The organism is Streptomyces sp. NPDC026575, from assembly GCF_055567415.1.
Genome location: NZ_JBVHQM010000006.1, coordinates 265740 through 286468, shown reverse-complemented (window position 1 = coordinate 286468; position 20729 = coordinate 265740). Strand labels below are relative to the sequence as shown.

Below are 20729 nucleotides of genomic sequence, written 5' to 3'. Positions count from 1 at the left end.
TCGGCCCGAGCCGCTCCCTACCCTCGGCGCATGCCTTCCATGAACCGATATCACCAGTGGCTGTGCAGCTCCCGGATGTGGGCCCGCGCGGTGGAGAAGGACCTGCTGCCCTGGGCCCTCGACGAGGTCCAACTGGGCGCCGACACCTTGGAGATCGGCCCCGGATACGGCGCCACGACACGGGTGCTGGAGCGCCGGACCGGCGGTCGGCTGAGCGTCCTGGAAGTCGACCGGGACGCGGCGGAGCGGCTGCGCGCGCAGTACGGCGAGCGGATCGCGGTCGTCCACGGCGACGGCACCGCGATGCCGCTCCCGGACGCCGCCTTCGACACCGTCGTCTGCTTCACGATGCTGCACCACGTGCCCACGCCGCGGCAGCAGGACCAACTCTTCGCCGAGGCGCTGCGGGTACTGCGCCCCGGCGGCGTCTTCGCAGGCTGCGACGGCCGCGCAAGCCGCGGCTTCCGCCTCGTCCACCTCCGCGACACCTACGTCCCCGTCCCGCCCGAGACCCTCCCGTCCCGCCTCCGCGCAGCAGGCTTCGCGGCCTCCGGAATCACCGTCACCCTCACCAAGGACCACTTCCGCTTCCGCGCGATCCGGCCGTGACGCTTACCGCCGATCCCTCGATCCCTCGATCCCTCGATCTCCCGATCCCTGGTTTCCCGCTGTCCTCCCAGCGCCGGTCGGCGCTCACCGGGCCGGGAGGCCGACGGCGGCATGAGCTTCGTCAAGGATGCGGCCGATCTCGGCGGCAGCCTGCCGTGCCTGGTCGGCCGGGCCCCATCCCGACCCCCTCTCCGCGCGCCAGTGGCAACCTTGACGTTCTCCCACCTCGTCAACGCCATACGCGCGATCATTGCGGCGATACGACATGGCAAGCACATGGTCACTCGGGGGGCCACGATGGCCAACAGCACGCAGCGGTTCTTCATCAGCTACGCAGGACCGGACCGCCCATGGGCCGAATGGGTGGGCTGGCATCTGGAACAGGCCGGACAGCAGGTCACCCTCGACGTGTGGGACTGGCGTACCGGCGACAACTTCGTGCACCACATGGACCACGCCCTCGAAACGGCTGACGCAGTTGTCGCCCTGTTCTCCAAGTCGTACTTCGATCCCGAGCGGTGGACGCAGGAGGAGTGGACTGCCACCGTTGCCCGCAGGGACCGCATCGTTCCCCTCGCTCTCGAACCGATCTCCACCGTGGATGTCCCTCCTCTGCTAGCCGCGAAGATCCGCAAGGACCTCCACGGGCTGGACGAGGCCGCCGCCCTGGCGGCCCTGCGGGAGGCCATCAACGGCGGGGCTCGCCCTCTCGCTCCCCCCGCTTTTCCCGGCATCGCGGGGGACCCCGGATCGGCCACGGTCTCAAGCATCCCGAAGCCCCGGCTGCCAAGTAGCGTCGCTCAACCCGACGTGTGGAACGTGCGCCGACGCAATCCCGACTTCTCTGGTCGCGAGACTGAGATCGCCCGGCTCCGTGATGGGCTGCTCAATGGGCGGCAGGCCGTGGTTCAGGCGCTGCACGGCCTGGGCGGCATCGGCAAGACCCAGATCGCTCTGGAGTACGCGCACCGCTTCGCCGGCCAGTACGACCTGGTGTGGTGGATCGATGCAGAACAGGCCGACCAGCTACCCGTCCACTACACCGAGCTGGCCGCCCGCCTCGGTATCGCCAAACCTGACGCAGGGTCCGAACATATCGCCCGCACTCTCTTACAGCACCTGCGAACCCAGCAGCGCTGGCTCATCATCCTCGACAACGCCGAAAATCCGGCTCAGATCGAGCCTTGGCTCCCCGACGGCCCCGGCCACGTCCTGATCACCTCACGCAATCCTGATTGGCGAGGCATCGCACAACAAACCGGCTTGGACGTCTTCACCCGCTCCGACTCCTTCGCCTATCTCACAGCGCGTATCCCAGGCATTACCGCCGAGCAGGTAGATGCCCTGGCGACGGACCTTGGCGACCTTCCGCTGGCCCTGGCCCAAGCCGCAGGCGTCATCGGCAGCGGTATGACCCTCGTCCGCTACCGTCAACTCCTCACCACCAGTACTGCACGAATCTTGGAAGAGGGGCACGCCCCCGGTTACCCGGCGTCGCTGGCCGCAGCGGTCGGTATCGCCACCACCCGTCTTCACGACGACCACAGCGACGCCCCGGCTCTGCTTCGGCTCGGTGCCTTTTTCGGACCCGACCCCATTCCCACCAGCTGGCTGGAGAGCGCTCGCCCGGAGCTGAGCACTATTCCCGGCGATCCAGACGATGCCATGTGGCCGCACGCCGCCCTCCGGTATCTCAGCCGCTTCGGGCTCGCCCGCGTGGACCACGAAACATTCCAGATCCACCGTCTCACCCAGGCTGTTCTCCGTGACCTGACCAGCTTGGAGCAGGCATCAAAGGTCAAGGGCGACGTCGCCACCATCCTCAGCGGCACTGACCCAGGCGACCCGGAAAGGCCGGACACGTGGCCCGCTTGGGCCACCCTCGCCTCTCATCTCACCGCCCGGAATGCCGTTCTGGACGAGCGCCCCGAGCTCCGGATCATTCTGCTCAAGGCCGCGATCTTCCTTATTCGGAGCGGCCAGCCACACACCGCATACAGCTTCACCAAGTCTCTGGGCGAGTTGTGGGTGAACAGATTGGGGAAGGACCATCCAGACACTCTCAGCTGCATGCAGTACTTCGGGCACGCAAGCATAGATGTCGGCGATATTGGCGGAGCCCTGGCCGTAGTCAGCGACACGCATGCCCGTCGGCGACGCATCCTCGGCGACGATCACCCAGCCACTCTGCACTCCGCCAACGACCTAGCCGTCACTTTGGGGCGTTTGGGCGACCATTCAGAGGGCCGGCGCATGTCCGAGGACACACTCCAACGGCGGCGGCGCATCCTCGGCGACGACCATCCTGAAACCCTTCAGTCCGCCCAAAATGTCGCCATGGCCCTGAATCACTTCAGGGAGCATGGGGAAGCCCGCCGCATGTCCGAGGAGACACTCCAACGGCGGCGGCGCACCCTCGGCGACGACCATCCCAGCACCCTGGACTCCGCCCAAAGCCTCGCCCACACACTGCAAAACCTCGGCGAGCTCAAAAGGGCCCTCCGGATGTCCGAGGACGCACTCCAACGGCGGCGACGCATCCTCGGCGAGGACCATCCCAGCACCCTGGAGTCCGCCCACAGCCTCGCCATTACGCTACGAAGCCTCGGCGAACTGAAAAGGGCCCGCCGCATGTCCGAGGACACACTCCAACGAAAGCAACGCACCCTCGGTGAGGATCATCCCAGCACCCTGGACTCCGCCCAAAGCCTCGCCCACACACTGCATACCGCCGGCGAGTATGGCGCAGCCCTCCGGATGTGCGAGGACACACTCCAACGGCGGCAACGCATGCTCGGCGAGGACCATCCCAGGACCCTGGACTCCGCCCAAAGCCTCGCCATTACGCTGCGAAGTCTCGGCGAACTTGAGAGGGCCCTTCGGATGTCCGAGGACGCACTCCAACGACAGCAACGCATCCTCGGCGACGACCATCCCGACGTCCTGGACTCCGCCTACAGCCTCGCCCTCACACTTCGTCGACTCCGCCGCTACGCAGACGCGGCTCAGCTACTTGAGGATGTGCTTGACCGCCAGCGGCGCACGCTGGGCAATGACCACGCCGATACCTTGTTGACCATCAAAATCCTGGCCGACACGTGGTCCAACATGGGCAAGCGATTCGCAGCACAGAGGCTCCTGGCGCAACAGAAGAGAGGTAAACGCCGCCTAGGGCGAAAGCGCCGGTAGCAAGCCGGCCATCACTGGCCAGCACTACGGTCCAGAGACGCCTTCCTCTGCGTTCGAGCCAGTCGTCCGCGCGTGACGCCACGGGCGCTCCGGGCCCGATCGGCCCAATTTCCGCATGTCGGCTCTGTTCTCGACATATGCGCCAGGCAACATTTTGTTATGGGCTGGATTCAGGCACGTCACTGGCCAGTCGTTGCTGTGGTCAGCGCAGCGCTCTTGACCACAGGGTTGGCCATAACGATTTTGTGGCTCTCACGACCAAGTGAGGTCGAGCCCATTCGATTGCCCGCCTCAAGACCGCCATTCACTGTGTCCGGGCCCGTAGTGACGCCCAGTGAGTCCGGACGGCCGACCCACGGCACGACACCCACAGCGTCCAGGCCGGAGGCGACGCCCAGCAATCACGAAACGGAGCCACCACAAGCGACACCCCCTCACGAGACACAGTCCAGTGAGGGAGAACTACAGTCCCATGAGGGAGAGACGCAGCCCCCTCCGCAAGCGACCTCTACAGTGTCCAGCGTTCTCTTTGCCTGCGCCGCACTCGTGACCTCGCTTGCGGGCTTAGTCGGAGCGTTCGCATCGCTGAAGCTGGCATCACAGAGTCACAAAGCCACCCCGAGGCACGGACGCGACCATCGCGCCTCTTGACGAGCAGCTGCCGCGCTCTGGCTGAGCGCGTCGTGGGTGGCAAGAGGCCCCTTGGCGCCTCGCGGCGCCAACGGCGGGGCCTACGGAGAGAACGCCCCCCACAACAACGGCCAGAACGGCCACGCGGCCGGGTAGCCGCCGGGGCACACCGAAGACCTCAGTAGGACATCCACGAATGCGCCCTGACCTCAAAGGCCGGGGCGCATTCGCAGGACAGAACTCAGCCTGGGCAGCAGCCGGTACAGAGACCTTCGCCTCGGCGTCATCAGCAGCCGCTGCGTTCAGGCTGATGCTCTTCACGCCGTTGTACGCGTGATCGACCGGCAACGTTGGTGGCTGCTCTCAACCGCAGCCGGCTAAAGCGGGCCCGCAAACTACTTGCCCGTTGCCTCACGTTGAGGGGCGCGCAGCCCGGGCGGACGAGGCGCTCGATTTCGTGGATGGTCTCGGTCAGGGCGTCCCGTGTCAGTACCCCGACGGGTTCTTGTCGAGGTACTGCTGGTGGTGTTGCTCATTCGGTGAGTTCGGCCAGCAACTCCCGGACGCGGGACTGGATCTCGTCGCGGATCGGGCGGACGGCTTCCACGCCTTGGCCTGCCGGGTCGTCCAGCTTCCAGTCGAGGTACCTCTTGCCGGGGAAGATCGGGCAGGCGTCGCCGCAGCCCATGGTGATCACCACGTCGGAGGCCCGCACCGCCTGTTCGGTCAGGACCTTCGGTGTCTCGTCGGAGAGATCGATGCCGACTTCGGTCATCGCTTGGACGACGGCCGGGTTGACGGTGTCGGCGGGGGCGGAGCCCGCCGAGCGGACCTCGACCGTGCCGCGGGAGAGGTGGGTGAGGTAGGCGGCGGCCATCTGGGAGCGTCCGGCGTTGTGGACGCAGACGAACAGCACGGATGGCTTGCGGGGGTCAGTCACGGGCGGGCTCCTGGAAGCTGGACGGCTCGGCGACGGCTGGGGCGGGGGTGCGGGGGAAGCGTCGGCGGGCGGCGAGGGCGACATGGACCAAGCCGATCAGCACCGGCACCTCGATGAGGGGTCCGACGACCCCGGCCAGGGCCTGGCCTGAGGTCGCGCCGAAGGTGGCGATGGCTACGGCGATGGCGAGTTCGAAGTTGTTTCCGGCCGCGGTGAACGCCAGCGTCGTTGCCCGCGGGTAGTCCAGGCCGACGGCCTTGCCCAGGGCCATGGACCCGGCCCACATGAGCGCGAAGTACACCAGTAGCGGCAGCGCGATCCGGGCGACGTCCAGCGGACGGGAGGTGATCGTTTCCCCTTGGAGGGCGAAGAGCACGACGATGGTGAACAGCAGCCCGTAGAGGGCGAAGGGGCCGATGCGGGGGATGAGCTTCGTCTCGTACCAGGTGCGGCCCTTGGCCTTCTCGCCCAGGCGGCGGGTGAGGAAGCCGGCGGCGAGGGGGATGCCGAGGAAGATCAGCACGCTGCGGGCGATCTCCCACACGCTGGTGTTCAGTCCGGTCTGTTGCAGGCCGAGCCAGCCGGGCAGGACGGAGAGGTAGAACCAGCCCAGCAGACTGAAGGCCAGGACCTGGAAGACGGAGTTGAGGGCCACCAGGACGGCGGCGGCTTCGCGGTCGCCGCAGGCCAGGTCGTTCCAGATGATGACCATGGCGATGCAGCGGGCCAGCCCGACGATGATCAACCCGGTCCGGTACTCCGGCAGGTCGGGCAGGAGGAGCCAGGCGAGCGCGAACATCACAGCGGGGCCGACGATCCAGTTGATCACCAGGGAGGGGATCAGCAGACGGCGGTCGCGGGTGACGGTGTCCAAGCGGTCGTAGCGGACCTTGGCGAGCACCGGGTACATCATCACCAGCAGCCCGAGCGCGATGGGCAGGGAGACGCCGGTGACGGTCACGCTCGCCAGTGCGCCCCCCAGCCCCGGCACCGCGCGGCCCAGGCCCAGACCGGCGGCCATGGCCAGCAGGATCCACACGGCCAGGAAGCGGTCCAGGAAAGACAGGCGGGCCGCGACCGGCCCCGCGGTCTCAGCGTTGCGCGTGGTCATGAGGCAGTCCCGGCGGGCGACCGGTCGGTCTGGGGAAGGGGCCGGCCGGCGGGGCGGGTAAGGATGCCGGCCAGCCGGTCGGTCATCTCGGGCAGCAGCCGGTAATACACCCATGTCCCGCGGCGTTCGGAGTCGATCAGGCCGGCCTGCTTCAAGAGCTTGAGGTGGTGGGAGATCGTCGGCTGGGACAGGTCGAAGGCGGGCGTCAGATCGCATACGCATACCTCGCCGCCGGCCCGGGAGGCGATCAGCGACAGCAGGCGCAGCCGCACCGGATCCCCGAGGGCCTTGAAGACCTTGGCCAGCTCCGTTGCCTGGTCCTCGTCCAGCGGGGCGGTCAGCAGCCCCGGGCAGCACTCCTGGGTCCGATCCAGGACCTCACGCTCTTGATTCGACATATGTCTATGTTGACGAACTTCGATTCAGGGCGCAACCTTGCATTGAAGGACTTCAATGCAATGTGATGGGGAGGCCGTCATGTCCCGCGTACAGCTCGCCCTCAACGTCCCCGATCTCGACGCGTCGGTGGAGTTCTACGCCAAGCTCTTCGGCGTCGAGCCGGCCAAGCGCCGTCCGGGATACGCCAACTTCGCCATCGCCGAACCGCCACTGAAGCTGGTCCTGATCGAAGGCGAAGCCGGGCAGGAAACCCGCCTGGACCACCTCGGCGTCGAAGTCGACACCACCGAGCAGGTCACCGCCGCCACCGACCGCCTCAAGGAAGCAGGGCTTGCGACCTTCGAGGAGAACGACACCTCCTGCTGCTACGCCCTCCAGGACAAGGTCTGGGCGCACGGCCCTGGCAAGGAGCCCTGGGAGGTCTACGTCGTGAAGGCTGACGCCGATCAGATGGGCAAGGGCCCTGCCCCAGCAGGTGACGCCTGCTGCGTCGGTGGCCAGCCCGCAATCTGAGCCGCGGCCGAGCGAAAGCCTGCGGCAGCACGCATGGACGCGCCCGATGCATCCATACGGCGACGTTGGTGGCAGCCCTCACCTACGGTCGTTGCTTGAGAAGTCCCGCAAGCTACTTGTCCGTTGCCTCCGGGGCGGGCGCGACTCCGACGGGGCAGCTCACCCCCGTCCCTACGAGGGTGTAGCAATGTGACCCATGACCACACGAGCTGCGATCTACGTCCGGATCAGTCAGGACAGGGGCGGTGCGGGACTGGGCATCGCGCGCCAGGAAGAAGACTGCCGTGCGCTGTGTGCCCACAAGGGATGGGACGTCGTCGACGTTTACCCGGACAACGACGTCAGCGCCTACTCGGGCGCCCCGCGGCCCAAATGGCAGGAACTGCTGGCGGACATCAACGAGGGGACCGTCAACGCGGTCGTGTGCTGGCACGTGGACCGTCTTACCCGTTCCCCGCGCGAGTTGGAAGACGTGATCGACCTGGCCGACCGGCACGGACTGGAGCTGGCTACCGTCAGTGGCGAAATCGATCTGGCCACGCCGACCGGTCGCATGATCGCTCGCATGCTGGGCGCAGCCGCACGCCACGAGGCAGAGCACAAGTCCGAGCGCCAGCAGAGGCAGCGCCGCCAGGCGGCAGAGGCGGGGAAGGTAGCCGGAGGGGGCAAACGACCTTTCGGGTATGAGGGCGACCGGATCACCATCAAGGAGAGCGAAGCCGAGGCCGTCAGGGAGGGCGCCCGCAGGGCCCTCGCAGGTGAGAGCTTGTCCAGCATCTGCCGCGATTGGCAGGCACGGAAGATCCTCACAGTGGCTGGCATCCCCTGGAAGCCCAGCGCACTGCGCCGCATGCTGGCATCGGCCAGGATCAGTGGGCGCCGAGAGCACACGCCACGTAGCTCGTGGGAGGGAACGCGCCCGCTCTTGGGAGAGATCGTCAGCGATGCCGTATGGCCCGGCATCATCAGCCACGAGGACTCGGACCGGCTGCGAGCGCTCCTCAGCGATGCGAACCGGGCACGCAACGGTGGCGGAGGTCCTCGCAGCTACCTGCTGTCCGGCATTCTGCGGTGCGGCAAACCGTCGGCGGATTCTGGCAAGACCTGCGGGTGGGGTATGGTCGGCCGGCCTCGGTCCGGAGTGCCGCGCTATGTCTGTCCGAACACGCCGGGTACCGAAGCCTGCGGAGGCACGGCGACGAACGCCCGGCGTACGGATGAGCACGTCCGTGACATGGTGCTGGCTGCGTTCGAGTCGCCCACGTTCATGGAGCGTCTCAGGGAGCCGGGCGACGACGGGGGTGCCATGTACGAAGCCATCCGGGCTGACGAGGAGGAGCTGGAGGAACTCGCGGAGGACTTCGGCCAGAAGAGGATCACGCGCAAGGAATGGATGATCGCGCGAGCGCCTGTTCAGGAACGGGTCGAGCGGAACCGCGCCAAGCTCGCAAAGGTCTCCCGCAAGGCCGTCCTCCTTGGCTTCGTTGGGAGCTTTGAGGACATGCAGAGCCGCTGGGAGGAGATGAACGACTCACAGCGCCGTGCTGTGGTTTCCGCGGCAGTACGGGCTATCGAAGTGCGTCCTGCCGACCCCCGCAAGAGGTGGGACCCGGACCGCTTCGTCATCGACTGGATCGCTTAGTTCGCATACGGGCGGTGTCGGCGTTCGGCTGTACCAGTGCGAACACCTTCACCGCCCGTTCGATCACGGTCAGATCTTCAATCGTGGGGGGAAGCCCCTGCCGAGCGCGAGAGGCGGCGACACGACAGCGCAGCTCATCCGGGGCCAACAGCACCTCCGGGGAGGGGCACCAGTTCCCCGCGCGCGATCTCTCTGTTCTGGGCGTGGTCCTCGGCAATGCCGGCGGCGATGAGCGCGGCACCGGGGGAGTGGCCGGAGCCGACGTATCGCCAGTGGGCTTCCGTGATCGCGTCCGGCTCGCCGTCGAGGGCCGGCACCCCTCGTTCGTGGTCAGCGCGTTCCGCCCGCAGAGCCGCGTAAGTGGTCGAGTAGACACGTGACTTGGTCAGGGCGTGCCCCCGGTATCCCAGGGTGTGGGCCCAGGCACGCAGGCGTAGCGGCTCCAGTTCCGGGAGGTCGCCGAGCCGCCAGCAAGTGCGCACGAGAGCCTGTACGTGGGGCGGCAGTCTGGCTGCGGTGATGTCGTTCAGGTCGGTGACGGGATGGTCGAGGCCGGCATAGGCGTCGGCCGCACCTTTGGTGACGTACTTCGCGACGTACGCGGCTACTGCGTCGTCGGCCAAGCCCTCGCGACCGCCGAAGGCCCGAAGCGGACGAACGTCGAGCTGCACGCCCCAGCGCAGTTCGTGTTCCCCCAGGGCCCGGCTGTACAGAGGGCGAAGGCGTACGGCCGCCGCAGCGGTGCGTACGACAGCGGCAAGGGCGCCAGCGCTCGCCCAGGTCGGGGGTGGATCATCAGGACCGCGCACGCCATCGAGGCGGATCACGGCATGCACATGGACGGCGGCACGCTTCTGGTATTCGGCGACCTTGGCGTAGGAGATGCGCACCGTACGGCGAAGACCGCTACGGGTTCGTCCGGTGCGTGCGGCGAGGTGGTTGTAGAGGTTGTCCGTGAATGCCTTCCACAGCCGTCCGACGTGGGCGTGCCAGAGGACGTGTGCCGGGTAGCCGTAGCAGTCGGGGCACAGGGGCTGTCCGGCGAGCGGATCGTTGGCGTCGTGGGTGGCCGGGCAGCCGACCGGCCGACCGTGTTCGCAGTGGCTGGCCTTACGGCGGGGGCGGCAACGCTCGCTGCCAGTGGTAGTGCGGTGGACGGGCCCGAACGAGGGGGCGGTGAGGGTCATGAACAGCCGTGGCCGTTCCCGTACGTCCGCCGGTACGGCCTTGCCGCCGATGAGACCCGCGCGGACGAGGTGGAAGGTATCGCCGGCGTGGAGTCGGGAGCAGGGGGCGCAGACGGTTGCTCGGCGGTTGCGGCAGCGGATCAGCAGCCGCTCATGGGGTTCGTTCGCGGTGTCGTAGTGGTGCAGGATCTCGCCGGTTACGCCGTCGCGAGTGGTGGTTGCACCTTTGAGGTGGATCGGGTGGGCACAGCCGCCAGTAGCGGTGATCTGTGCGATCCAGCGGTCGAAGTGAGGGTCTTGGACGAGGCGAATCAGGTCTTGGTCGACATCTGAGAGCTGACGGAGGCGCGCCGCGCGGTCGAGTGCGGCGCGCCGGTCAGCCGAGGTCATCTCGGCGGTGATGGTGGGGACCTCCCGGGGTGGGCCGCCGAAGCGGCACGGATGGCGGCGGTTGGGTGGGATGGGTCCATAGCGATCACTCCTGGTGCTGGGTCGGGCTAGTGGTCAGCGGATGGTTCCGGTGCCCCGGCAGCAGCGGCAGCGCCGCCGGTGTCCGGTGGGGGTTTTGCGGTAGCGCTGCCCTTTGCAGACGGGGCAGCGGACGCGGCGCATGGGCATTGCTTGGCGTCTCCCTGGTTGTCAGGTGCGGGTGACGATGGAGATGAACCAGTGCACGAGGCCGTCTGCGGCGAAGATCAAGGGGGTCTGTCCGATGTACATGCCGAACAGGGCGATCAGGGCCGCCTCCCACCACTTGACGTCACGGGAGCGGACGAGGAGCACGGTGATGATCCCGAAGACCACGGCCAGCAGTACGGCTGATTGCTCACTCATACGACCGTCCCCCCTCCAGGTGTGTGGGCCAGGAACGGCGGGCGAGGCGTCATCCTGGCGAACTCCGCCGCCGCAGCTCGCGCTTCGGCTGGCGTGGTCAGATGAGACCGACCACGCATCCAGCCGCCCATATCGCCGGTGGTAACGGCGACGCCGCGTTCGGCCTCACCGATGGACTGCGCGACCACCACTGCGTCCTTGTTGAGGTCCCCGAGTGCCATCTCCGCTGTGCCGGGATCGTTGACCCGGTGGCAGATCCGGCCGCTGAGCTGAGCCCGCAGTGCGGTGACGCCGGGACCGAGATCGGAGCCGACTCGTTGGCCGGCGACGACCAGGTGGAGACCGAGTGCCGCGCCGAGTTGAGCGATGCGCAGGAGGTAGGTCGTGCACTCCTCGGCTTCGGCGCGCTGTTCCTTGCTGCCGTTGGTTAGGTACAGCTCCGCCAGCTCGTCGACGATCACGACGACGGGGACAGGCCGCGCCTTCTCGGGCAGTTCCCAGATCGAGCGGGCCCCTGCGAAGCGGCAGGTCCTCATGCGGTCCTGCATTTCGGTGACGAGCGCGGCCAGCACGGTGACCGCTTCGCTGCGGCAGGTAGCCAGAGCCGAGAGCCGCATTTCGAGCAGCCCCAGTTCCATGCCGCCCTTGCAGTCGATCCCGACCAAGGCGACCGGTTGCGGAGCAAGCTCGGTGACCAGCCGTGCCAGCAGCGTGGACTTGCCCGATTGCGTGGCGCCGACGATCAGCCAGTGCGGCACACGCCTGAAGTCCATCCCCCAGGCACGGCCGCTCTCCAGCGTGCCGACGATCGCCGACAGCAGCTCCGCCGCCCCCGTTGCGGGGTGGTGCGTGTGCTCCAGCGGGTCACGGGCCGTTGCCGTGATCAGCACGACGCCACGTTCCGGAGAGACGACGCGCACCGCGTGGACGCGCCAAGCGTGCGCGAAGGCGTCGGACGACGCGAGGAACGGCGCCGGAGTCTGCCCCGCATGCAGCCGCACACGCACTTCCAGACCGTACGGTGTGGCACGAGGGAACGACAGGAGCGGGGTGCGTGTGCGCAGCGGCTCGCCCTTGACCGCCTGGTCACCCAGGACGCGCCTGTTCGGTTTGTGAGAGACGGTCAGTCCGTTGAGGTAGGCGACCCGACGCCAGGTGAACACCACGCGCAGCGCGGTGAGGGGGTAGCCCATGAGGTACCAGTGCCACTGCGGCTGCCGTCGTTGCAGTTCGTTGCCGAAGACCAGCACCCAGATCAGCAGCGCGAGCACGCAGGTGAACAGGAGCATGCCCATCAGGCGCCCCCGCCCTTCCCGGCGGAACCGACAGTCGCAGCAGACGCAGCGGGCACGGGGGTGATGGCGGACGCCCGGAAGCTGATGCCGTGCCGGTCGCCCATGGCCCATGCGAAGGCTTCCATGCCGGTCACGCGCACTTCGGTGCCTTCCACGACCCCCTTGGGCTCGCTGGGAACGGCGATCTCGATCACCGAGACCCGCCGCCTGTCCTGACGGACCGTCACGCCGACGGTGTAGATGGTGTTTCCGTCGCGGTCCTTCTTGACCTGCTTGGTCTCGAAGTCCGCGATCTTCGGTTCGGGTTCGACCGCGCACCGCAGTACGCCGAGTCGAGAGGTGTCCACGGGAATGGACTGCATGAGTCTGGGCCTCCTTGGGCACTCAGAGACAAGACGTCATGTGACGTCACTCGTGCTTATGAGTTGCCTCCACTATGCACACCTTGACCCGGCGGGGCAAGAACTTATGCTTACGAGTGACGTCAGATAACGTCATGGCAGCCGACAACAGGTGATGAGGAGACCCCGCCATGGGAGAGATCCAGCGACCCGGCGCGCTGTATCAGCAAGTTGCCGCCGAGATCCGCAACGGCATCGTCGAAGGCGAGTACAAGCCCGGCGCCCCTCTCCCCTCCGAAGCCCAGCTCATCGAGCGGTACGGGGTCAGCCGCCCGACAGTGCGCAAGGCCATCGCCGCGCTTCGCGCCGAAGGGCTGATCGAGGTGATCCACGGCAAGGGCAGCTACGTCCGGGCAATCCCAGCCCCGGCGGTGAGCATCGATCGGACCATCACCCGCAGCGGCAAGTCCTTCCGCACTGGCCACCACGACTGGCAGCAGATCGAGGGCCCCACCGTCTACCGGACCACGACCACGGCGACCACGGGCCCGCTGCTCAAACTCGCTGAAGGGGAAGAGCTGTTCGCCGTCGACCGGCTGCTGTCCGACTCGCGCACCGAAGCGCGCGCCCTGCACCGCGTGCTGATCCCTTTCGCCACGGCCGCCGACGAGGCCGGCCAGCTCGGCGAAGCCCCGGACACCGAACCGGAGCAGATCTATGCCCTTCTCGCCGCGGCGGGACACAAGCTCACCTGGGACGAGACCGTAAGCGCTCGCATGCCCCTGCCCGACGAGCGCGAAGCGCTGCACGTCCCCGACGCGACTCCGATCCTGCTCGCCTCTCGCGTGACCCTCGGAAACGACCGCCGCCCCTTGCTCTTCGAAGAGCTGCGCACTGGTGCCGACCGCGCCCAACTCGCCTACCAGCTCACCGCCGACAGCCCCCGCGCCCTCCACGCCGTCTGAGCCCACCGTCCGGCGACTGTCGAAACCTGTCTTCACTTACTCAAGCCCCGCCCTTCGGCCGGGAGAGGGGCGGAGGAGTGGGAGAGGGAAACACTCTGGGGGTTCTCGCGGGGTGCCGTTCCCTTGCCGGAACTCCGGGTACCGATCGCATGGCATCCGCTCGTTGAACCCGTGGACAGCCGATCGAGGCCAGCCACCGTCATGGACCTCGTTGGTCAATGTCTCGCGGCCCGGCCTGCGCGGGGGGGCTTGCGGTTTGTGGCCCTGGTCTTGTGGGTGCTCTTGCCTTCGGCATCCGGCGCGCAGGCCAACGGCTTTGACAGCCGCCGCTACGAATCACACCCCACCGGCCCGCCACGCGGGCCGGCGCGGGCTCGGGGACTGGGGGCGACGCTCCTGCCTCCGGCCCGCTCCGCCCCCGCCCCCGGCCCCGCGCCACCGAAGTTGCCGCAGGGTGATCCGTTAGACGCTTTGTCCCGCCCAAACGCAGCGCCGGACCGAGCAGGCGCCCCACCAGCCAGCACCATCACCGACACCCCCAGGCGGGTCAGCCGCAGTCACTCACCATCAGGACGAGCGGAGCAGTCACCCAGGCGCCCGTGGCTCACCGGCAGGGCGAGGCGGGAGTCCCGAGGGCGGCGAAGAGGTGCGGGGAGGTTGGTAGTGCGGGTGGGGCGGAAGCGGTGAGCGGTTTACGTGACGGGTGCGCTGCCGAGCGGCCCATAAGCCTTGGTTCTGTCGATAAGGGCTGGCTACGGGAGGAGTGGGGGTGTGGCAGCGTGAACGCTCCGGGCATTCAGGCCGGCAAGGGGCGGGCCGCCGTACCGCCACCGTCACGGATGCAGGAGCGTGAGCGGACCGGGACCGCAATCGGTGGCCGAGGGGGAGCTATCTGCTGCCGCGATGTGGCTCAGCCCGTCGTGGGCGCTCCGCTCAGTACCCCATATCGTCGGGTCAAGATCCCGTCATCCCATGCTGGCTCAATGTGCGAGTTTCAGCCATTTCGTACGGCAGGTAGTTGCAAGCAAATGCGCGATGCTGCGTGATTCGCAGTGGGCGTCATGCCAGGCGGGAGGGGTGATCGAGTGCGCCGATGGTGCAGCGCAGGGGGCTATGCGCAGCTAGAGACGCCGAGCGCCGTGGCTCGAATCTATTGCTATTGCACTCGATTCATGTCACGGAAAAGGCCCGCCGAGAGGCGGCGTTCCATATCCGAATGTCGTCCAGCAGGGGGAGCGCCTCAGTCACCATTGCCTCAACAACGAATCGCCCACCGTGTCGCGCCTCGCCCTGGAAAGCCGGTGCGACACAGTGGGCATGAAGCCCCTGGAGGCTCAATGTTGAGTGTGCCCTGTGCATCGGGCAGTCTGTCAAACCTCGGCTCTCAGCCTTGGACTGTCATAGTGATCACGATCTTGGTGATCCTTTGGAGTCCGGTCGCCCAGGTTGCTAACGCTTACGCCGATGCTTTGGCCGTGGCCACGCTGATTGGCGCCGGCTGCAGTACAGCAGCGAAGTACCGCAACCGCAGCAACCGCTCCTGACCCAAAGCCCACCCCGGAAGCAGGTCAGAGGCGAGTACGGCCCTCAGCAACCGATCCAGATAGAGCTACGGATCAGAAGGTCTCCGTGCCCCTCCCGTGCCCGTCCCACCGGGGAACCGCGGGGAACGCCGGGCGGTCGCGGTGCGCGGGCAAGGCGAAGGCCCCTGACCAATCTTCCTGGTCAGGGGCCCTTTCGCTGCACTGAGCTGCGGAGGCTGTGGGATTTGAACCCACGGTGACGTTGCCGCCACGACAGTTTTCAAGATCGTCGGTGGTCTTGGCTGCGTTCGCCGTCATGAAGAGCAGTCGGCAGCCGCCTCCTCCAGCTTCCCGTGCGAGTCAAGTGTCCACCGGACACCGTTGTCGTCGGTGAAGAGCAATTGCGGCCGATTGTTGTGCACTGTGGCCGCAGTCCAGTGCTGCGACAGGAACCGGGCCACTCGGCCAGCCCCCAGCAGATGTACCGGCCGCACTGTGCGCTCCCCCGGGTTAGGGCCATGGGAGGCAGACGGTGGGACCTCGTAAACCTCGGCTGCGAGATATGCCGTCCCAAAACGGACATCCACTTCATGCACGGGTGCTTCGCTGGAGTTCTGTACGGTGACGATCCAGTGATCTGGGTCGCCAGCGATGCCCTGACTGGTTGCGGCCACAGCTCCGCGATGGTGCATATGGATCTGGCGGGCCTGTGACCACTTCCGATCCTCCGCGGCAGCGCGCAGTTCGGAGCGCTCCAACGCCAGATTGATCGACTGCTCGGCAATGAACTGTTGTTGCTCGGAGATCTGCTGTCGCTGACTCTTAATGGTTTGGTACGAGAACCAGGCCGCCCCGCCCGCGAATATCGCCGCGACCCACGTCGGGACATCGCCCCACTGCACCGGTCCCATGCTCCACTTCCTTGTCCCGTTGGCGGTGCACCGCCTGTCCAGATAGATCTTGAATCGGTGCAATCGACTCCTCCCGACATGGACGGCGCCGCAGGAGTCGACGGTTCCTGAGAGGTGCCCGGGCTGGTCAGCCCTCGGTGACGCCGTGGCATGACGTTGCCGGAAGGGATTCCGCTGCAGTGACCGACCGTTATCCAGTCTCGTCGCTCGCTACCTGCTCCCGGCAGAGTCCACCTGGCTTGCTCTGCAGGTTGCAGGACCCTCGCTCGATCCGCAGCGGAGGTTGCGGGGGCGCTACCGTGAGCCCGTGCGCAACGAGAGACACGACGAGCCGCTGTCCGGTGAGGAGCTGGAGTTGTTCCTCCAGTACCTTCACCGCTTCGCACGACACGACGTGGATTTGTTCACTCTCATGGAAGTTGGCGACCCCGCCGATCCCCGCTACGTGACGTTGACCAGTGAGCCTGCTCCCGGCGTTGACCACTCCGCCTACCATCGTCCTTGAGCGCGCCGTTCGGGGGGAACTGACATCCATGGCTGACATCAACGGCGACGAACTTCGACGGTTCTAGGTGGTCGAGGACGGTGCCGCGGGTTCTCTGTGGAACCGTCATGCGGGACAGCTGATCGAACTCCTAAAGCGGTGATCACATGCACTTCTTCTGCATTGGCCAGGCTTTGATTGTCTATGGGAAGAAGCTGATTGAGCAGGGTGGACTCAGGCGGTTTCGTCCGACGTTGCTCCAGTGATCCACTCAGGAACGCACAATTCCCTATCAGGGCGGCGCGTGGCATCGGCTGCGGCTGCTGCGCTCAGGCCCCCTGAGTGGCCCGGCCAGGGACGAGTTCACGCAGCATGGCCTGCGTCTCTGGGTCGGTGGAGTACAGGACGGTGCCAGCCAGCCCCCTGGTCAGCAGCACCTTGTAGCTGTTACGCGCCAGGAGGTCGAACTCCTCCGGTTCAGCCTCCTTGAAGCTGCCGTCTCTGCTCGCTGCCTTGCGGGCACGCCAGCTATTGTCACGCCACACCAGGTCGGCGCCGAGGATGGTGCCGTTCCAGGCGTACTCGAACCCCTGAGCCGTGTAGATGCAGCCAATCTGTCCGATTCCCCCCGGCTCCGTGGCCCACAGCGAGGATGCGGGGACCTCGCCAACGGAGCGCTCACTCTTGAGATTCCAGGGCCTGCGCCACTCTCCGATGACCACGTCATCGACGAGGCTGCCGTCGTCCCGCGGGCTGCTCCACGGCCAACAGAAGCCGGCAGTCATGCGGGCGGTGTAACCGGCCTCTTGCTGGGAGCGAAGATAGGTCTCCATCTCCTGGGGGGTGTCGGCGACGAGCAGCTCGAAGTCCTTCTCCGGATGCCATGGGACTGGACCTCCGGGCTCCAGTCCCAGAAGGCGAAGCACCCAGTTCTCGTAGGCGCGACTGCCACCGCACCGGAACTGGTCGTTGAGATTGACGTGTCGGACGATGCAGCCTCGGGCATGTGCGGCTTGGTCAATCGTTTCGACGCTCCCCATCTCTCCCGGGCGCACCACTTGGTGCTCATCGAGCAGGAAGACCGGGACCCTGGCCGCGTCGATCAGTTCTGCAACCTGACTGCGACTGCTGCGGAATGTGTCCGGTGTGCGCTCTCTCCCCGAATGGCGGCGGATTCGGTGTGCCTCGTCGCAAATTAAGACATCAAGTCCGTTCTGTTCAGCATTCGTGAAGTCGAAGAAGTAGCGGAAAAGCTTCGGAAGCTTGTTGTCCTTCTCGCCGACTACGTGACGGAGTGTCGTAGTGAATGACCTGGAGCCGGTGGCATGGACGACAGATCTTCCGTGCATGCTGAAGTGACTCATAAGGTGAAGGGCAATCAAACTCTTCCCCGATCCCGGGCCTCCCGAGACCACAATGACTTCTTTTTGGTCTGCGCGACGCGCTGCGGAAGCTGCACGTTTCACCAAGGACGCTGCCACCTGTTGCTCATCAATCAGAAGGAACTTTCCGCCGCGCGTGATCTCCTCGGCGGCAGCGCGCATGAGCTGCCGACCAGGGGAAATGGGGCTCTCCAGGAGAGCGTCTGCTTCAAGAGCGCCGTTGAGCGGGGACAGGCGGGTCTGCAGATAGCGTATGAGTTCGCCACGGGTCGTTTTGGTGAAGAGCTGCGCCTTCGCATCGGGAAGTCTGAACAGCTGGTCGACGTCCGAATCATCTGCGTTATGCAGGTAGGCGACACCGGTTACACCGTCCTGGCGGTCGTTCAGCAGATTGGTGAAATCCTGCAGGTAGTCACAGTAACGCCGCACCTGCGCAACAGGGTGCAGGGCTGCATGGTTTCCCATTCTGCGGACCAGGCAAAGGTCTTCGGAGTCCGGGACAAGACGTGCTTCGCTCCACTGCTTGAGCTCCACGATGACGTAGGACGGCAGACCGGTCTCGGGGTGTGAGCCGGCCAGGACCACGTCGGCACGCAGGCTGGTGAGAGGCAACTTCTGCTCAACCAGCACTTCGACCTCATCGAGCCCGGCGTCGCAAAGGACCTCTGCCAGGGCTGGGAGGCTGTTCTGCCATGCACCGCGCTCGCCGGACGGCGGCTCCTGAAAGAGTACGCAGCGATACTGCTCTGTGAGTCGTGCGACCAGGTCTGCTCGGCTGCACTCGTGCAGCGCACGTGCGGACATACGAACGAGGGGCACGGGCAACCTCCAAGAAGGCGTCGAGATGTCATGGCAGGTAGCTGTGGTGGGATGCGTCAGCTCGTCGAGTGGAGCGCTAGCGCGTGTTCAGATGCTCAGCGTGCACAGCATCCGGTGGTAGCGGAGATGTTCTTCATCGATCGGATGGCTTGGGTGCCGACGAAGTGGGCCAATGGGTTCACCGCCATGAGTCCGCTGCACGATGCCGTCCACGTCGATGTAGATCTCCAAGCCGTCAAAGAGCTTGTGGTGATTGGGGCACAGGCACAGCAGATTGGGCAGCTCGTCTGGCCCATGATGCGGAGATCCAAGCCCATGGATGTGGCAAGCCTCGCTGTAGGGGCTGCGCTTGTACCGCAGGCGAACTCCGCATACCTGACACGTGTTGCTGTGTAGTTCCTTCACCCTTCGCGCCAACGCTGGATCACGAACCGGACGAGAAGACGTCGACTCGCGCCGCTCCGTCGGACCAGATGCCCGTTTTACATCGACGGCCTGGTCCGTATTCTCCGCACTGTCGTTGAGCGTGCCGTCGGCGGTCTCATATCCGGACAGCCCCACTCGGTCGAACAGCGCGTGCCGATCGATGCCTTCTAGGTAGGTTTGGCACAGCTTGGCGATAACGTCCAGGCGGGCGACCGGGTCTTTAACGATCTCGGCCGCCTCGCAGGTCAGGCCAGCAACCGGCTGAAGCGTTTCGAAGACTCCGGTCCGAGGCATGGCGCCGGCATCGTCGGGGATGCCGTGGACTTCCCACAGGCCGCTGCCCTGCAGATGCCAGAAGGGGTACTCGGGCGTGACCTTAGAGCTGGGCAGCCCGAACTCGGCCAAGAGCGGCCCTACCTCAGCACGAAAGCGTGACCAGTGAGCCAGGCGCGGCTTACCTGCAGCGACTCGCGAAATCGTCCACAGCAGGGCCAGCGGTTGGTGACGGCTGGGAGTTCTTTCCGCGGGGTTGCGGTGCGTATTGAGAGATCCGACGCGCTCCAGCATCTCGACCGCGCCTATCGGTCTGGAAACGAACAATGGTTCAGATGATGGCCGGAGAGGCGACGATGAGCGCCTCCCCGGGAGCAGGTGGGCAACGCGGCGGTAGTCCCCAGCCGACCGCAGGGTAAGACCGCGCAGCGGTGTTGGAACATTCAGGTTCTGGAGGATCGGCGCGGCCGGCACCACTTCAGAGAACTCCTCGATGGAGCCCAACGCCATGATGTGTTCCCAGGTGCAGCCGTCTTTGTCGACGCCCCAAACCGCACGGGCCGTGGCGAGGCTGTGGAACAGGTGGAGGATCCGGGCGCGAGCAATGAAGCCCTTCTCGGCGTAGAAGAGAACATCATCGCCAACACGGCGACTCTTCAGTGCTTTTGCCTTCTCATCGTTGACCCTTCTGGCAGGGGTAGCGCCCCACAATCGGGCGATCCCGTCCGGGTACAGGTCGCTGAGGGCGCTGGCTTGCTGCTTTCCAAGCACCGTCTGGATCTCTTTGATCGAGATGCCGTTCCTCACCGACTTCTGGAAGTTCTTCGGGCCTTGGACGCGGGTTCCACCTCGGGGCTGCAGGACCAACTGCGGCACGTAGGGCTCCGGCGCTTCCATGGCACTGGTCCCCGCCACGGTGAAGCCAAGTGCACGCAGTCGGTGCGCCACAGTGTGTGCGCCGCCGCTGAAGTCGTCCGACCTCAGCAGTACGTCGGTGGCGTACATGTGTCCCACGCCCGCTATGGCCTTGGAGTCGTACCGACCTCCGTCTATCACCAGCTCATACGCCGTAGCCTGACCGAAACCGTAGCGTCGCCGGAAGGCTTCACGCCCCAGGTGTCGGCTCTCGCCCACCGCAGCCAGAACTCCCGACCGCGTCACATCGCCAAGTCCCATGATCTACAGGCTAATAGGGCCCTATGACAAAGGCTGCCTACTCGCAGCATCCCCAGCCTTCCTCGACTACATCCAGCGCC

Annotated in this window: 16 protein-coding genes; 6 read left to right on the top strand and 10 right to left on the bottom strand. The window is 66.1% G+C overall.

The window, feature by feature from the left end:
- Positions 1-30: 30 nt before the first annotated feature.
- Positions 31-609 (top strand): class I SAM-dependent methyltransferase, encoded by a 579-nt coding sequence (locus ACZ4NB_RS11075; RefSeq protein ID WP_467660215.1) that lies wholly within the window; start codon positions 31-33, stop codon positions 607-609.
- Positions 610-906: 297 nt separating this feature from the next.
- Positions 907-3798 carry an FxSxx-COOH system tetratricopeptide repeat protein gene (gene fxsT, locus ACZ4NB_RS11070; protein WP_467660339.1) on the top strand — a complete coding sequence of 964 codons (2892 nt, stop codon included), beginning with the start codon at positions 907-909 and terminating at the stop codon, positions 3796-3798.
- Positions 3799-4960: 1162 nt separating this feature from the next.
- Here fxsT and ACZ4NB_RS11065 read toward each other — a convergent pair.
- The 3 genes from ACZ4NB_RS11065 to ACZ4NB_RS11055 are packed head-to-tail and all read right to left on the bottom strand — an operon-like array spanning position 4961 to position 6877.
- The gene (locus ACZ4NB_RS11065; protein WP_467660213.1) at positions 4961-5368 is read right to left on the bottom strand and encodes an arsenate reductase ArsC; all 408 of its coding nucleotides are present in this window, start codon (positions 5366-5368) and stop codon (positions 4961-4963) included.
- Positions 5361-6479 (bottom strand): ACR3 family arsenite efflux transporter, encoded by a 1119-nt coding sequence (gene arsB / locus ACZ4NB_RS11060; RefSeq protein WP_467660211.1) that lies wholly within the window; start codon positions 6477-6479, stop codon positions 5361-5363. Before arsB ends, ACZ4NB_RS11065 begins: the two co-directional genes overlap by 8 nt.
- Positions 6476-6877: an ArsR/SmtB family transcription factor gene (locus tag ACZ4NB_RS11055; RefSeq protein ID WP_467660209.1), complete on the bottom strand. Its 402-nt coding sequence runs from the start codon at positions 6875-6877 to the stop codon at positions 6476-6478. The genes arsB and ACZ4NB_RS11055 overlap by 4 nt, the downstream gene beginning before the upstream one ends.
- 79 nt (positions 6878-6956) lie before the next feature.
- Here ACZ4NB_RS11055 and ACZ4NB_RS11050 point away from each other — a divergent pair, with 79 nt between their 5' ends.
- Entirely contained in the window at positions 6957-7391 is a 435-nt protein-coding gene (locus tag ACZ4NB_RS11050) for an ArsI/CadI family heavy metal resistance metalloenzyme (protein WP_467660207.1), read from the top strand.
- Positions 7392-7587: 196 nt separating this feature from the next.
- Positions 7588-9033: a recombinase family protein gene (locus ACZ4NB_RS11045; RefSeq protein ID WP_467660205.1), complete on the top strand. Its 1446-nt coding sequence runs from the start codon at positions 7588-7590 to the stop codon at positions 9031-9033.
- Positions 9034-9167: 134 nt separating this feature from the next.
- On the opposite strand, the gene ACZ4NB_RS11040 is transcribed toward ACZ4NB_RS11045, so the two are convergent.
- The 4 genes from ACZ4NB_RS11040 to ACZ4NB_RS11025 all read right to left on the bottom strand — a co-directional run bounded on the left by ACZ4NB_RS11040 (position 9168) and on the right by ACZ4NB_RS11025 (position 12711).
- Positions 9168-10610: a replication initiator gene (locus tag ACZ4NB_RS11040; RefSeq protein ID WP_467660203.1), complete on the bottom strand. Its 1443-nt coding sequence runs from the start codon at positions 10608-10610 to the stop codon at positions 9168-9170.
- A gap of 249 nt (positions 10611-10859) precedes the next feature.
- Positions 10860-11054, bottom strand: coding sequence for a hypothetical protein (locus tag ACZ4NB_RS11035; protein ID WP_467660201.1), 195 nt, complete (start codon positions 11052-11054; stop codon positions 10860-10862).
- Entirely contained in the window at positions 11051-12349 is a 1299-nt protein-coding gene (locus tag ACZ4NB_RS11030; RefSeq protein WP_467660200.1) for an FtsK/SpoIIIE domain-containing protein, read from the bottom strand. The genes ACZ4NB_RS11035 and ACZ4NB_RS11030 overlap by 4 nt, the downstream gene beginning before the upstream one ends.
- On the bottom strand, positions 12349-12711 hold the full coding sequence (locus tag ACZ4NB_RS11025) for an SCO3933 family regulatory protein (RefSeq protein ID WP_467660198.1): 363 nt from the start codon (positions 12709-12711) through the stop codon (positions 12349-12351). The genes ACZ4NB_RS11030 and ACZ4NB_RS11025 overlap by 1 nt, the downstream gene beginning before the upstream one ends.
- A 170-nt stretch (positions 12712-12881) precedes the next feature.
- Here ACZ4NB_RS11025 and ACZ4NB_RS11020 point away from each other — a divergent pair, with 170 nt between their 5' ends.
- Complete coding sequence (locus ACZ4NB_RS11020; protein ID WP_467660196.1) at positions 12882-13655, top strand: GntR family transcriptional regulator; 774 nt, start codon at positions 12882-12884, stop codon at positions 13653-13655.
- A gap of 1837 nt (positions 13656-15492) precedes the next feature.
- Here the strand turns inward: ACZ4NB_RS11020 and ACZ4NB_RS11015 are convergent.
- The gene (locus ACZ4NB_RS11015) at positions 15493-16089 is read right to left on the bottom strand and encodes a hypothetical protein (RefSeq protein ID WP_467660194.1); all 597 of its coding nucleotides are present in this window, start codon (positions 16087-16089) and stop codon (positions 15493-15495) included.
- A gap of 307 nt (positions 16090-16396) precedes the next feature.
- Here ACZ4NB_RS11015 and ACZ4NB_RS11010 point away from each other — a divergent pair, with 307 nt between their 5' ends.
- Positions 16397-16594: a hypothetical protein gene (locus tag ACZ4NB_RS11010; RefSeq protein WP_467660192.1), complete on the top strand. Its 198-nt coding sequence runs from the start codon at positions 16397-16399 to the stop codon at positions 16592-16594.
- A 308-nt stretch (positions 16595-16902) separates the two neighbouring features.
- On the opposite strand, the gene ACZ4NB_RS11005 is transcribed toward ACZ4NB_RS11010, so the two are convergent.
- Positions 16903-18759, bottom strand: coding sequence for a DNA/RNA helicase domain-containing protein (locus ACZ4NB_RS11005; protein WP_467660190.1), 1857 nt, complete (start codon positions 18757-18759; stop codon positions 16903-16905).
- Positions 18760-18861: 102 nt separating this feature from the next.
- The gene (locus tag ACZ4NB_RS11000) at positions 18862-20649 is read right to left on the bottom strand and encodes an HNH endonuclease (RefSeq protein WP_467660188.1); all 1788 of its coding nucleotides are present in this window, start codon (positions 20647-20649) and stop codon (positions 18862-18864) included.
- Positions 20650-20729 lie beyond the last annotated feature (80 nt).